13 protein-coding genes and 1 pseudogene are annotated in these 14,700 nt (G+C 43.6%); 5 read left to right on the top strand and 9 right to left on the bottom strand.

Annotated features, from left to right (window positions below):
- Nucleotides 1-215 precede the first annotated feature (215 nt).
- Entirely contained in the window at nt 216-599 is a 384-nt protein-coding gene (locus ACOJTG_RS23200; RefSeq protein WP_420155987.1) for a hypothetical protein, read from the top strand.
- A 33-nt stretch (nt 600-632) separates the two neighbouring features.
- A complete protein-coding gene (locus tag ACOJTG_RS23195; RefSeq protein ID WP_420155986.1) occupies nt 633-2,648 on the top strand; it encodes a zinc-dependent metalloprotease family protein in 2,016 nt (671 codons plus the stop codon).
- Nucleotides 2,649-3,940: 1,292 nt separating this feature from the next.
- On the opposite strand, the gene ACOJTG_RS23190 is transcribed toward ACOJTG_RS23195, so the two are convergent.
- Nucleotides 3,941-4,855, bottom strand: a complete 915-nt coding sequence (locus tag ACOJTG_RS23190; protein ID WP_420155985.1) for a helix-turn-helix domain-containing protein — start codon at nt 4,853-4,855, stop codon at nt 3,941-3,943.
- 53 nt (nt 4,856-4,908) lie between these two features.
- Nucleotides 4,909-5,772, bottom strand: a complete 864-nt coding sequence (locus ACOJTG_RS23185) for an NmrA family NAD(P)-binding protein (protein ID WP_420155984.1) — start codon at nt 5,770-5,772, stop codon at nt 4,909-4,911.
- Nucleotides 5,773-6,321: 549 nt separating this feature from the next.
- On the opposite strand from ACOJTG_RS23185, the gene ACOJTG_RS23180 reads away from it, so the two are divergent.
- Nucleotides 6,322-6,801, top strand: coding sequence for a TMEM175 family protein (locus ACOJTG_RS23180; protein ID WP_420155983.1), 480 nt, complete (start codon nt 6,322-6,324; stop codon nt 6,799-6,801).
- A 594-nt stretch (nt 6,802-7,395) separates the two neighbouring features.
- Here the strand turns inward: ACOJTG_RS23180 and ACOJTG_RS23175 are convergent.
- The 7 genes and pseudogenes from ACOJTG_RS23175 to ACOJTG_RS23145 form a co-directional block, all read right to left on the bottom strand.
- Nucleotides 7,396-7,638, bottom strand: a pseudogene (locus ACOJTG_RS23175) (alpha/beta fold hydrolase); the annotation flags it as partial.
- A gap of 170 nt (nt 7,639-7,808) precedes the next feature.
- Nucleotides 7,809-8,552: an FAD-dependent oxidoreductase gene (locus tag ACOJTG_RS23170; RefSeq protein WP_420155982.1), complete on the bottom strand. Its 744-nt coding sequence runs from the start codon at nt 8,550-8,552 to the stop codon at nt 7,809-7,811.
- A gap of 39 nt (nt 8,553-8,591) precedes the next feature.
- Nucleotides 8,592-8,714: a hypothetical protein gene (locus tag ACOJTG_RS23165; protein ID WP_420155981.1), complete on the bottom strand. Its 123-nt coding sequence runs from the start codon at nt 8,712-8,714 to the stop codon at nt 8,592-8,594.
- The gene (locus tag ACOJTG_RS23160) at nt 8,714-8,848 is read right to left on the bottom strand and encodes a hypothetical protein (RefSeq protein ID WP_420155980.1); all 135 of its coding nucleotides are present in this window, start codon (nt 8,846-8,848) and stop codon (nt 8,714-8,716) included. The genes ACOJTG_RS23165 and ACOJTG_RS23160 overlap by 1 nt, the downstream gene beginning before the upstream one ends.
- A gap of 224 nt (nt 8,849-9,072) precedes the next feature.
- Nucleotides 9,073-9,681, bottom strand: coding sequence for a DUF1579 family protein (locus ACOJTG_RS23155; RefSeq protein ID WP_420155979.1), 609 nt, complete (start codon nt 9,679-9,681; stop codon nt 9,073-9,075).
- A 168-nt stretch (nt 9,682-9,849) separates the two neighbouring features.
- Nucleotides 9,850-10,800: a quinone oxidoreductase family protein gene (locus ACOJTG_RS23150; protein WP_420155978.1), complete on the bottom strand. Its 951-nt coding sequence runs from the start codon at nt 10,798-10,800 to the stop codon at nt 9,850-9,852.
- Nucleotides 10,801-10,853: 53 nt separating this feature from the next.
- A complete protein-coding gene (locus ACOJTG_RS23145) occupies nt 10,854-11,786 on the bottom strand; it encodes a helix-turn-helix domain-containing protein (RefSeq protein ID WP_420155977.1) in 933 nt (310 codons plus the stop codon).
- 800 nt (nt 11,787-12,586) lie between these two features.
- On the opposite strand from ACOJTG_RS23145, the gene ACOJTG_RS23140 reads away from it, so the two are divergent.
- Nucleotides 12,587-12,949 (top strand): S41 family peptidase, encoded by a 363-nt coding sequence (locus ACOJTG_RS23140; protein ID WP_420155976.1) that lies wholly within the window; start codon nt 12,587-12,589, stop codon nt 12,947-12,949.
- Nucleotides 12,946-14,589: an RNA-binding domain-containing protein gene (locus ACOJTG_RS23135; protein WP_420155975.1), complete on the top strand. Its 1,644-nt coding sequence runs from the start codon at nt 12,946-12,948 to the stop codon at nt 14,587-14,589. Before ACOJTG_RS23140 ends, ACOJTG_RS23135 begins: the two co-directional genes overlap by 4 nt.
- Nucleotides 14,590-14,700: the final 111 nt, after the last annotated feature.

Here is a 14,700-nt window from a genome sequence, read left to right as displayed (position 1 = left end):
ATAATAAGAAAACAAATTAATAAGTATTAATACTCAGGTATTTCATACAAAAAAACAAACTAGTACTTATACGCTTTAGGGCTATTTTTAAAAAAGTAAACTTGTCGCCGCTTATTCAATTAGAATATTACAATTAAAAATAAATATTTTACAGGCATTCCAACCTCGGTACAATATTAGGTGTCCTTCAAATTGTAAACAAAAACTTAATAACTATGAAGACTTTCATTTTGCGATTCCTTTTCGCTATCCCAGTTCTAGTGTCATTTTCTAAATGTACGACAAGTAACACACCTGTAACTCAAGAATCCTTGTCTCCCTGTAAAGACAAAGCTTATGAATTGAAAAATAAATTTGAGAATATAACAGGGACAATTGTTGAAGCGAAAGGGAATGATATCGTTGGGGAAAAATTATTTTACATTGATGCAACCAATGAAACAAAAACGATTCCTTTTAATCCATGTAACCTACCCGAAAAAGCAAAGGTAAATGGTTTAAAGGTTAAATTCAGTGGACACACAGTTACTTACCCTGGCTATGAAATGATTCAAGTCCGAGCTTTAGCATTTCAGTTAACTGAAATCGAATATAAGTAAATACTAATTCAATAACCTAAACCTATAAATCAAATGAAAAATTTTACTATCCTTTTCACGTGTTTACTATTAAGCTTTTACTCCTATGGCCAGATTATCCTTAAGCCTGCTTCAAAGGATCTTGGTACAGATGATTACATAGCAGTATCAAAAAAGTTGACCAAGTTTAACACAATTTCCATCCAACCTAAAGAAATTAAAGATGCTCTACAGAGAAATCGAATGATGATTAAACTCACATTGCAAGTGAATGACACATTAAAGTTTGATATAACTTTAGAAGAAAATGATATACGTTCACCTAACTACAAGTCATACGAGTCAAGTGGTTCAGATAAAAAAGAAGTAGCAAAAGGGGAATGTGTAACTTACAAAGGTGTTGTAAATAACGAGCCATCTTCTTATGCTCGCCTTCTCATCACTGACGAAACAATTGAGGGATTAATATTCGATAAAGCAACAGGCTACTACTATTTACAACCGCTCAAAGCCTTTTCTAAGGGTACGGTATCAAATTCCTATATATTTTACAATCTGGCAGATGCAAAAGAGACAGATGGAGTCTGCGGAGCTGATGCTGTCTCAAAAGTTCTCAAAGGACAACAAATGGGTATTCCCAAAAATGCTGAAGCTAGTAGAGTTGCGACCACTTGTCGAGTTTTAGAAATTGCCACTGACAGCGATTATGAGTTCACTTTGAATAACGGCGGGAACCCAAACGCAACGATTCTCGGAATCCTTAATACCGTAGATGGTGTTTATCAGTCGGATCTAAATGTAAAAATAGTAGTTGTCTATCAACATGCTTATACATCACCAGCCGATCCCTATGTCTCTTTCGATCCGGGTATTCAATTAAATGAATTAAGGAATAATTGGAATTCGAATTTTACTTTTGTAGCTAGAGATGTCACTCACCTATTTACGGGAAAGGTATTACTTGGTGGAACATTAGGAATTGGATATGTTGGAACCGTTTGTAGTAACCCTTCACTAGCCTATGCTATAACAATGCAAGATATATTTGAAGCTTATACTACTGCCCATGAGATAGGTCATAACCTTGGAGGAAATCACTCAGACGCTACTGGTCCTGACTGTATTCCTAACAGAACAGTTATGTGCCAAGGAAATAATTTGCCAACGTTTACATTTTCAAACAATTCAAGAAATGAAATTAACAATTACATAAATTCTAATAGTGGATGTATATTGAATTTTGATAATCTTGAAATTGCGGGGCCAAGCATAATTTGCTCAAATAGTTCAGGTACCTTTTCAGTACCTAATTTAGGTAGTACAGCAATATCTTGGAGCAGCAGTTATAATATATCTTTAAATACATCATCAGGAACATCGGTTACTGGCAGCACCTTCAATGACGCCTCACCTGGCTGGGTCTCAGCATCATTTACTGCTCTTACTTCCCCATCATGTGTTGTTACAAATACTAAAAATGTATGGCTCGGTAGACCTGATATTTACACGATTAGATATGATAATAACATTCCGACAAACACATTTAACTATGTCAGTGCAGGTGTGTATCATACAGCATATGCTAATTTGTCGAATTTAATCATGGCAAATCTACCGGGAAATATAAACTGGAACCCTAGCCCGTATATAGGTTATTCTCATGATCAATATTTTCATAAGTATAGCTTTAATTTAGCACCTGGTGAGGTTTTGTATTTCAATCCAATGTCAGCGACAAATACATGTGGAACAACTCAGCGAACGCTTGCTTTTGGTACTACATCCGGATTCCGTTTAGCAAATAATCCCGCTAAGGACAAGGTTGAATTAGTGTTTGATAATACCAAGTTTGTTGAGACATTGCCTGAGAGAGTATTGATTTATGATGAAAAGATAAGCAAACCGATTCGAGATATTCAAATTGATAGAGAGTTTCAAGCTGGGAAGTTGAATAACAACAGGCTAAGTATACCCGTAGAAGATTTGCATCAAGGCATTTATTATCTACATGTAGTTCCTAAACGGGAATCAAAGGAAGAAATAACTAGAATTAGATTACTTGTAGAATAGTCACATAGAAATATATAATAGAAAGGAGAGCCTTTAACTAGGGTTCTCCTTTTCTATTATACAAACTCAAAACTGAAATATGCTATTTCATTACATATTTCATGTAAAAATTTTATCTATATCTTGAATAACAGAAACAAAGTTTAAATCCAGATCTTTATTTTTTGGTTTCCTATTGTTGTCACCAATTCTAGCTTGGCTAAAATAATTAACACTTGAATTTAAAGATTTGTCTAATGCAATGCTAAGGCCAGTTTCTTAGATTGTATCACGATCTTTTCAGCAACCTCTCTGCATTTTTTGATTATTACTAGCTAAACCCATCATTTCTTTTTCAATCCGTGAAAGCTCATGAGCAATTTCATCAACGGTTGCTCCCTTAATAGCCAAGCTAAACAGTTTGGGAGTATAAGTTTGATATTCGTCCCTAACATCCGATATAGAATTAACTCCTATAGCATCCTACTTCTTCCATAGGAGGGCATCAATAAATTCATAAAGCTGATTTTGCGACTCTTTTAGTTTCTTCATGGCCATTTTCCTGTTGTATAATCAATGGTTATGTTAAGCTATTAAGAGTTAACAGTTCGTCCAAAGCTGGTCGGTTCATGATCACACTGGCTTCAGACCGTTTCTACTTAAGGCTCTTCCTTATCTATTTGTTAAAAGAACCTAATCGTATTTGACGTAGCCTTTTGCGAAATGAGCCCGCCTACCTCACCGCCAGACCACGAAAAGAAGAATCGTGTAAAGTATTGCCACGCTTGCCCAAAGTAAAGCATCTTCAAAGTGGGTGTCTGTGAATGTTGGTGACTATATTTCCTTGGCGGTTTCCTCTGCACTGTGTAGCAACGGAATGGTTATTTTTTGGCGGATCGTGTCTGCCACTAAGTGAACTGTGTGGGCACGCAAGATAATGCAGTCGCTGCCTGCTCCAGTTGTATGGCAATGGTTTCAAGGTCCCCCAGTAGCCCCCTTCCTGAAGCAATCTTATTTATTCAAAGTCTACCGAAAACAGAAGAAGTTTAGCGGAGTGGACGTTGCCAAGCCGTTGATTGAGTGTCGTGTAATAAAGAGAGGTAGCATACCAGCTAAGCCCATCAATGAGTCCTATGGACTTCAAACGTTGGTTTAATCGTGGTTTCAAGTTGTGTTTTACTTTGAATAACCACCAATGCCAATGCGTGTTAAGGGCGAATTCACAGGCTAGTACTAATGAACGTGCTTTAACCTTGCCCCACTCATTGGACTAGGTAGCTACGTACCCACTTTTTACATACGCTAGCTAAAGCCTAATTGAATGAATGACGAAACGCTGCGGGGGAGGCATTGGTCTTTTTCTTAAATAACTTGCTGAGCGATTGAGGATGTTCAAAACCCAGTCTATACGCAATTTCACTAACCGACAAATTAGTAGTAGAGAGCATTTGTTTGGCTTGGTCAATGAGCTTATCATGAATGTGCTGTTGGGTGTTTTGGCCCGTCAGTGTTTTGAGTAAGCTGCTCAGGTAGGTGGGTGATAGATTGAGTTGTTCAGCCATGTAGCCGACTGTAGGCAGACCCATTTTTCCTAATTCAGCACTGACAAAGTAAGCCTCCAGTACAGCCTCAAATCGGTCAAGAATGGTGTGATTGCTAATTTTTCGGGTAACAAATTGCCGCTGGTAAAACCGCTCGGCATAGTTAAGTAGCACATCGAGTTGAGCAATGATGATGGGCTGACTGAACTGGTCGATGGGAGCCAGATATTCCTGCTGAATCTGTTGGATAATGCCTTCAATCACTGACTCCTCCCTTTCAGACAAAAAGAGGGCTTCATGAACCGAATAGTCAAAATAGTCATACTGCCGTATCTTTTTAGATAAGGGAGTATGCCACAAAAAATCCGCGTGAATCATTAATAACCAGCCCGTATGCTCATGGGTCTCATCAGCTGTAACCGTTAGTACTTGACCGGGTGCTAAAAAGACCATTACCCCATTGTCGAAATCATAGGGCTGTTGACCGTATTTGAGTCGACCACTGAAATTTCTTTTTAGTGCGATCGAATAGAAGTTGTTGACAATGCTTTTGGGTTGATCACCTCCTCGGGGCCTGATGTCTTCAAACCGAACTACGCTAATGAGCGGGTGGCTTGGTTTAGGAAGGCCAGCCAATTGATGATAAGCGAATAAGCTGTCCATTCTGTGCAGCGGTTCAGTTGCCATAAATCAATCAGCCCAAGAGCTGGGTTTTTCCACGTAAAGCTAGACAATCCCTGTTACAGCTTATATAATAAGTTTAATCCTTCATTAAGTGCCGTCGGCTTTCGACCAAGCAGCCTTTCCAAGTCGGGACGGATAATGTCTTCTTGGCCATTGGCAATATCGGTTATAAACCCGGTGATTCGCCGGGCTACGACAGCAGCTAACCCGCGTTCGATAAGTTGCATCTCAAACGAAGCCAGCACCGCTGGCGTATACGTTACTGACTTGCCTGATAAGGCAGTCAGGGCAGTCGCTATGTCATAAAACGAGTAAGATTTGCTGCCGGTGAGCTGATATATTACGTTACCTTGTGTGGTACTCGTTAGAGCATTTGCTATCGCTTCGCCCATCTCATTTCGTAGTGCCAGAGCAACCCTACCCTGTCCAGCTGGGAGATAGATGCCTCGCTCGAAAACGGCGTCACCGCCCACAAACTGGGGGATCGCATCCATATACAGGCTGTTCTGAAACAGCGTGTAAGGCAGTCCACTGGCTTTGATGTAGTCTTCGGTCTGAAAGTGGCCTTCCATCAATCGATTGATCAGCGTTGACGGATCTCTTAGTGCCCGGCTGGTGTAAGCAATTCGTTGAATACGGGCTTTCTTAGCTGCATCGATGACATGCTGGTGTTGGCGAACTCGGTTTTCTTCGTCTGTACCTGCAATCAATAGGACTGTCTTCATTGCCCGCATGGCGTGGTCAAGACTTTGGGTGTCGTCGTAGGTACCTACGTGTATAGTCACCCCCTGTTTAATCAGGTTGACGGCTTTCGTTTCATCCCGCACGAAGGCGGCAATCTGACTGACTGGTAATTTTTGCAGTAACTGATTGATAACTGCGGTGCCCAGTTGGCCGGTAGCTCCAGTTATTAAGATCATAACGCTGTGTGTTTTGATGAAGACAAAGGTCGGCCCTAGCCAAAACTCAGACGTATCCCAATTTGTGGTTGTTGTATCCGAATTAACTATTGGGGATGCCTTAAAAAAGGTATGGCACGGAAGCTCAGTCGTTTCGCTAAACGCCTGAGCTATAGACAATCCTTTGTATTAGTCAAAAGGGCCAAAATTAGTCTGCTCCAATCTTGAAAAGCCCTTTCGCATCTCATCTACTGTTCGTTCACAATCAATCGCTTTTTTAAATTTACTGCTATCGAATCCGCTAAGAAAAATGATTAGACTCAGCTTCAGGCTGCTCTCGCGTATTGCCAAACGCATGGTCCTACCTTACCTATTGCGAAACTAGATCTACGATGGCTAAACAAGAACTAATTCTACTTACTAAAAAAAACTTCCCGACGACTTTAATAACCTGATTTAGAGTCACTAGGCAATAGAATCAATACCGCTCGACACGAACTAGATGATCTGTAGTCGAAGCTACTAGTCGAGATGCTACGCGTGCTTTTAAATCATACTTTTATTCCTATCATGGAAACCGATACGTTTACACTGCCCCTGGAGCGAGTACTATTTTTTAGCGATGCTATCGTTGCCATTGCTATTACTTTGCTCGCTCTAGAACTGCGACTTGCCGTCCCGGATGACCAAACCCTTCACTACGCCGACTTGCTTACTCCCTGGCATTTGTATCTGGCCTTCTTACTGTCGTTTATTAATATTTCCAGTTTCTGGAACCTGCATCACCGGCTGTTCATCTACATCAAAAAAATGGATGATCGGCTCAAGCTGATCAATACGTGCTGGCTGTTTTTTATTGTTACTTTACCCTTTGCCAGTAGTGTATTGAGCGATCATTTAAGCGACTCGGCTGCCGTAACGCTCTATACGTCCAATGTACTCTTCATTGCGTTAAGCCAACGACTTTTGTGGGTCTATGCCCTCCGTCAGAACTATGTTGATGCGTCGAAGATGAATAACAAAAGCATATTGGTATTTTTCTCAACCTAGATACGCTCAATGCTTTGATTGCTCTGACTCTATCCTTTTTTGCCTCCGTTACCGCTTTTGTACTCCTCTTCATCAAAATTCCACTTATGGTAGCAGCCTTTTTTTACCTGCCTACGCTACGGCGAAAACCCAAAACCGCACAACCGCTAAGTCGGCAGCCCGAGAAATAATGCTTCTTATTGAAGACTTTACGGGCCAACTAACGGTAGCAAGTTTTGTTGTGTGTTACCTGCGGCGTATAGACGTAGCTAGCAAGCTACGTCTAGTGCTGCTTATCCCCTCTGAGTGGTGAATCGGTCCATATAGTCCAGTACCCTTTCGGGCTGTTCCAATTGTGGATAGTGACCACTGGCAGGAATTTGGTGAAAGGCAGCCTGGGCAGCAAATTGCCGACCATACTTTAAACTGACGATGCGATCCTCTTCCCCATAAGATTAGAGCAGGAAGGCAAGCTTACTTCCGCCAGACGGGCAACCGTGGGTTGTGCATGTACGGATCTCCAGCATATACTTGCATAACTGCCATATTGCTACGCATGCGTAGAACGTCCTCTGGAGTAGGCGGAGTGGCCATAAACCGCTCCGGCTGATGAAATTAGTTCCTGGGGGGAACCTCGGCTAAGTCCGTGACGGCCCCATAAGTTTCGGTGGGTGGCAGACCGACGGCATTCAATAGGACTATACTTTTGACCGAGGCCGGTTGACGGCAGGCGATTTCGGCCCCAATCCAGCCGCCCAGTGAATTGCCTATTATCGTCAGGGCCTTGAGTTGCAATTGAGCGATCAGTGCGGTATACAGAGTAGCTAAATCACCTACCTGATGACGCCAGTCAGGGTGTGGTGTCGAAGTCGGGAGGAACCGGCAGAATCACCCGGGCGTGCTGGCTCAGCCGCTGGGCAAAGTCCAACATCAGCTGTCGCCCGCCCCCTGGATGTAGCAAAAGATACGTTTTCCCCTGGCCGAAGTCACTATAGGCTAGTTCAATTGTTTGATCTAATAAATTAAGCTTAATTGTTTTTTTGGTTTAAAAACCAAGTTAGTGCTCCTTCCTGGTGCAATTGTTCTGTCGAATGCATCGTGAGTTGGGCAACCGCTGAAGTACGTTGTCTCATTTGATCTTCATAAGTACCAATGGCGGCTTTTAAGTCGGTATAATGTGGATCCATTAAGCAAGTAGCCAGCTCAACTGCATCGAGCATCGCCATGTTAACGCCCTCTCCGGCGTAAGGGGGCATGACATGAGCTGCATCTCCCAAAATCGTCAGGTTGGCTTGCGAGGGCCAGTATTGATCGAAGGGCATGTAGTACTGGGGTCGGGGAACGAAAGCAGGAGCCGCATTTTTAAATAGTTCTATCCAAATAGGGCTCCAATCCGTAAAGGTCTGTCTAAACCAGTGCAGTACTTGATCCCGGTCAGTGAAGTCAATGCCGCTAATTTTAACCCAGCTTTCGTCGGTGCGGCATCCCGTGTAAAAAACCAGACTGCCATGGCCTTTTGAACTGACGATCAAGCTTTTCTCACTGCCGAAGGCAAAGATTTTTCCTCCTTTCAGTAAGGCATGAATCGCTGTACATTGCCCTGCAGAGTCCGCTACTGCCCCTTCTACAATCGTGACGCCCGAGTAACACGCTTGAATAGACGTCAGGTATTTACGCAGTTTTGAATGGGCCCCATCGGCGGCAATGACCAAATCTGCATAGACCGGTTCTGCGTTGTCAAATTGAATGAACCAGCCTTCGCCCTGGGGCAATAGCGAACGGGTATGATGGTTCCAAAGCACGGTGTTGGGCTACAGTGAATCCAGCAATATTTTTTGTAAAGGTCCCCGGTCAATCTCGGGCCGAGTGGCATCCTGCTGGGGATGAGCATGGTCGTCCATCAAAATTTCGCCCTGTTGATTGGCTACCCGCATCAGGTCAGCACCGGGCCTGTAATTTTGGAAAAAGCCTGAGCTAGTCCCGCTTCCCGGATGGCCCGCAGCCCCGATTCTTCATGTAAATCCAGTGTGGCCCCTTGGGGCCGAGCCCGCTCGTAAACGGTACCCAAGTATCTAAGGATAACTTTTTCAGATGTGTTCCTCTAAAGAATGGAATAGTATCATACGCTAATAATTGAATTGTTAGCGTATGATACTACTCCTTAATAATAACACTCGCAGATTTACTCAACAAAACCAAGACAGTGCAGGATTAGCGTAACTTCAAAATCTTAAAGGCTGACTTTTGGTGTTCTGTCATGCGTTGGCCTTGGTCAAGACAGACTACAATCCATTATTTAGCTATGGTTTTGGTGTAAAGCAATTCTCTGGTCTTTTTCGAATGACCGTTTAGCTGTTCATAATATTCCTCGATATAATGATCAGGGTCAAGAAGGTGCAACACTTTCCGGTTTTTTTGCCTCACTCCGGGTAGTAACTCACTTTCCCATTCATAGGTGATCAGGCTGTTTTGGGCATCATATTGACCGATTTGTTGGGCTGCATTGCTACCAATGTGGTTGTTGATGGTAGTGGTCACATAGCTTTTCTTGACATTATCGTACCCTTCTATCTCCAGGCCCTGATAGTTTGCCAACTTCGTTTTGCCATCAGCAATGGGTATTTCTAATTGGCCACCGGTGATCTCTACCCAAAAGAAGCGTCCTTCAAAAACTGATTTTCGCACTACCGTTCCTTTCACAAAGGGTAAGTTCTTATCCTGAAAAGTCCACGTCCCGACTAGGGTGGCCAGTAGGGCATGATTAGGGCCTGGTCTTGAATAGTTTAGTAATTGAGTCATCGCTTCCTGCTGGTTGCCGGGAGCTTTTGCTGGTGTTTGTGCCTGGGCCCAATAGCCTATAAAAAGTAGGGTAAACGTGAGTGTAAAGGAAGCCTTTTTCATGGGTGCATCGGGTTGCTGTTTGCCTCAAAAGAATGGTGACTTAAGATACCCAACATTAGTAAAAAGACATGCTTGGTTTGAAGAAATGGGCTTGATTATTGCCTATTAATCAAGCCCTTAACCCTTTTTCCTAAACTCATCAGGTTTCAAAATAAATACCTACTCATCTTATTGACTTGTCAGTACCAGTTTGCCAAACACTTCCCCCGAGTCGAGCTGATGATGAGCTTGTGCAGCTTCTGCCAATGGATACGTCTGTTGTACCACGGCCTTAAGTTTCCCCTGCAAGACTAGCGTAAAGGCATCCGTTAGAGCCGCCTGCCACACGTGAGCAGGGGAAGAATCTAAACTTAGAAATGATACTGAAGGGGACTTAGCATAAATCTGCAACAAACTCATTCCCCAATCCATGGGTGGTAGTCCTGCGGCCAATCCTACAAACACATAATGCCCATTCGGACGAAGTTTGCTTAGGAAAAGAGCCGATTCTGGTCCCGCCACGGGATCAATGATCCCATCATAGGGCTCGGTCCCGGTAGCGGCTTCTGATCGATTCAGTACTCGGATCGAACCGTATGCCTGTAATTGCTTTCGGCGTAATTCTGAAGAAGTGACAGCCGTGACCACAGCCCCCCCCTGTAGAGCTAATTGGGTGGCCATCACACCAATTCCACCCCCAGCTCCCCGTATCAATAGATGCTGACCCCGTTGAAGGTTGGCCTTTTTAAGAGCGAGAGTGGCCACCAGGGCGTTGATACCTAGGCCGACGGCTTGTACCGACGTGATAAAGTCAGGTAATACGATAAGATCCGTGGTAGCTACGGATATTTCTTGAGCGTATCCACCTGTGCGAACTAACGCATACACCCGTTGTCCCAGCCAGGCTTCATCGACGCCATCGCCTAAGGATACTACTTGGCCTGCTACCTCACTACCGGGTACTAAACCCGGCTTTTCTAGGCCTGGATACATTCCGCGTCGTAATAAACTATCCACTAGCCCTACGCCACTTGCTTCTACGTTAACGATCACTTGTCCCGGATGGGCAACGGCGGGCGAAACCTCAGTAAGTACTAATTGTTCGGGTCCTCCGAACGCGTTGATGTGAACCACTTTCATACATTTAAATCCATTAGATTAACGGCACAAAAGTAGACCCCATCCCGCCTGTACTACTTGCCTGATCGCGTCAACTGCACTGGTCGATTTGTGTCAGAACGGATGGAAATCTGCGAAGGCAACTGGTGAAATTGCTTTTTAAAGGCTCTGCTAAAATGGGACAAATCTTCAAAACCGACTTGCCAGTACAGCTCGGCTGGCCGTACTTGCCCCGTCTGTAGTAAATGGTAGGCATGATCCAAACGCTGTTTCACGAGCCAGCGGTGGGGGGGTTGCCCGAATAGAAAACGAAACTCCCGATTGAAGGTAGACAAACTTCGGCCTGACTGGCGGGCCAGCTCAGCCAGAGGCAGATTATAAAGATACATCCGGTGCATAAATGCACTTAAATCCGTTCGCTGAGTAACCGCATATTCATGGAGGAGAAACTGTAAGTTGGAATCCATTTGAATTAAGGCAAATAAAGCCTCCTGGGTTTTCAAGTCTATCAACGTTCTACTTAGGGATTGCTTTTGGTCTACATACGTTTGGATAGATTGCATGAATCCATCGAGCAAAGCAGTCGCTGGCAGGCTTACGTAAGGGGAAGAAACGGAAGGCACTTTGGGATAGGGCTTCGCGAATCGATGAATGAATTCATCATGCAAGATGAAACCATATACCACGGGATAGGCTTCTGATGGGCCAACGCTTGCCACCGTGCGGGCCGAAGTAAATTTTCGCAGTAAACCATATTCCCCCGCCCTAATGAGGTGCACTTGCGTATCCAGGTGCAACTGCATTTCTCCCTGAGTCACGTGCAAGAGAACCGTAGCGGGCTCAAACAACCGAGTTTCATGGGTTACTCGCCCGGTACAGGAAAGAGCAAACAGGCGGCTGTCATAACGGAGCATCTGAATAATCGAGTGATTGTAACGCTGACTCTGGTTTAGCCAGTCAGGATTTTCAGAGCTTGAATCGAGAGTAGTCAAAGGAAGATCAATCATTACATCTATCAACGTTAGTAGGACATTTATAGAACCGAGGTAGCGAGTTAAGCGTCCTATCTACCAAAGCATCAGAATAACCTTTCTAAATTGAGAATCAGGCTTACTATTAGTCCATTACATATAATCGGAGCTTAGAGACAAGACTATGATTTAGCTTGGAACGATCTGCTTTGTAGCGTACAAGTTCTAATCCTTTAGGACAATAGCTGATAATCATAGGACAAATATGCCCTGTAAGGTGATAGATTACTATGCTAAGATCAATGAAAGGTCACTTTCCTAAAATTGAACTTCATTACAGAACTTATATTTTCGTATACCTATTCAAGCCGTTCAACCACTCGTTGCACCGGCAAGTTTTGAAAGCTTCCCCATTATGGGTAGTAAAACCCTTAGCACTGAGCTGCCTTGCAATCTCAGCCCAGCTGTAACTAAAATCCAGTAGCTTCTTGACGAAAGCACCAGTTTTTCTATTATACTGATCCGACTGAGCATTGAGCATAGGGTTTATTTAGCTGAGCTGGCTTCGTGTTCTATAAGCAACCACCAACGTCCTATGGAAAGAACCAAGGCTGCTCCAATCCGTATCCATACGTGTAGGATTGGATTAAACCCCCAGTCGAGTCGCCGATGGTATTCAGCAATGGTGTAATGCATCCAAGCAGTTTTTACCTTTGCTTTACCCTGCTGAAAGTAAGTACTGGAGCTATAGGCAGGCTTGGTTATGATACGCCCCTCCTGAGTCACAACCAATCAAGATTACCTTTTATTGGAAGCAGATCAAGTACAGAGACTATGTGAAAGACCTCTTCTGGGCAGTACCGGTGGACGGCTCACGACAATCTGAAAAATCAGTAGCCTCAGCCGGACCGGTTTATATACTAATTAGTCGAAAATTCTTCTCCACAACAGCGGAGTTTTGTGCGGTTGCTCATTCCAATAAGCGAGCTACGTTTATTGGAATGAGCAACCGGGGGCGGGGACTCCTCCATCAACGGGGGGAAATGATCCTGCCTAACACGAAAGCCAAATCAATGCTTGGTTATGTGCATGCTGACATTATCATCCGCATCTTCAGAAGATCCATTCATTTTCAAAATGAAGGTAAAAAACTTGGAAAAAGAGCTTATTTTCAAGTTCATTTCTTAATACCTCCATGAGCTTACCCATTGATTTAGAAAGTCTTATTAATCATACTTCGGTCGAGTCAGACCGTATTGAGTTTAAAGAAGGCTGGAATCCGAATGCCATTTACCGTAGTATCTGTGCCTTTGCTAATGATTTTGATAACCTTGGAGGCGGGTACATCATCGTGGGGATTGAGGAAAAGGACGGCATTGCTCAGCGTCCGGTGAAGGGACTGCCTTTGGAGCTGTTGGATAAGATTCAACGAGAAATGATCGGATTCAATCAACTCATTCGGCCCGAATACTACCCCAGGCTTTTCATTGAAGACGTAGATCAAAAAAAGCTATTGGTAATCTGGGTACCGGGAAGCTCTAATCGGCCCCACCAGGTACCGGAAGTCATCACCGATAAGCAGAAGACCTTTCACTACTATATTCGCAAGTATGCTAATTCCGTCAAAGCTTCTCTGTCCGAGCAGCAGGAGCTTATTAGTTTAGCCAATCAGGTACCTTTCGACGATCGCCCGAATACGCAGGCCAGCTTAGAAGATATTTCTTTATTTTGGATCAGGGAGTACTTGCAGCAAACGAACAGCCGGCTCCTGGATAACCTGGAACAAACCACCAAGCGGGATTTACTCCAGCAAATGGCTTTGCTTTCCGGACCTCTTGAGCAAGAATTCCCTCGTAACGTCTCCTTGATGCTTTTCTCGGAGCGGCCCGATCGTTTCTTTACTTATACGTATATTGAAGTAGTCCGGTATACGCAGGGTCCCGCCGATCGAGACTTCACGGAAACTCGCTTTACTGGACCCGTTCACCATCAGATCAGGCAACTCACCGATTACCTGGTTTCACAGGTCCTTTTAGAAAAAGTGATCAAGCTCGAATCCCAGGCAGAATCAGTCCGAGTCTTCAATTACCCCTTAATTGCATTACAAGAAGCCATTGCTAACTGCATTTTCCACCGGGATTATCAGGTGAGAGAACCTATTAAGGTATTCATCTATCCAGATAAAATCATACTTTTTAATTCGGGAGGGCCTGATCGATCCGTGAAGCTGGATGACCTACGTCTTGGGCACCCCAGACCAAAACGGTATCGGAATCGCAGATTGGGTGATTTCCTGAAAGCCTTACGATTGACGGAAGGCCATGCCACGGGTATAGCTTTGATCATGAAAACCTTAAAGCAAAACGGCTCCCCAGTGGCTGAATTTGATATGGATGAGGAGCGTACGTACTTTGAAGTCACCTTTCCTATACACCCCGAATTCATCAAGAGAGAAGAAAGATCTTACTTCGATTTTAATACGGCGAAACCAAGTAAACTACTACAGTATTTATCAGAACAGGTTTTTGCTTATGAAGATATTGCACTCACTGAAGAAAAAATAAAAACCTATCAGTCAATCATAGAGAACCTAGAACCTTCTTCGCTTGCCATTATTTCAGCCATGGTTAGTAAGCCGCCCATGAAAAGAAAAGAGGTTTTAGAAGAGATTGGCTTAAGTAATCAAACTAAAAATGCGGAACGGTACTTAGAACCCTTGATTCTATTAGAAGTAATTAGCCCCGTTATTAAAGCGAAGCCTAACAGCCCTTTACAGCGATATAGGCTTACTGAGAGGGGACAACTTATGGCTCGTTGGCTAGCAGGAGAGAACCAGTAGTAACTAAGTAGTAACTAAGTAGTAACTAAGCTTAGCATACTAAGGTGAAACAGGCAAGGGACTATATTCTGTTTTTTGCAACACTTCATGTAACTAGTACTTATAGAACTA

Origin of the sequence: Siphonobacter sp., from assembly GCF_048595215.1 — a bacterium.
Classification (GTDB): Bacteria; Bacteroidota; Bacteroidia; order Cytophagales; family Spirosomataceae; genus Siphonobacter.
The sequence above is the reverse complement of the archived record's forward strand: the minus strand, read 5'-3'. Positions and strand labels throughout refer to the sequence as shown.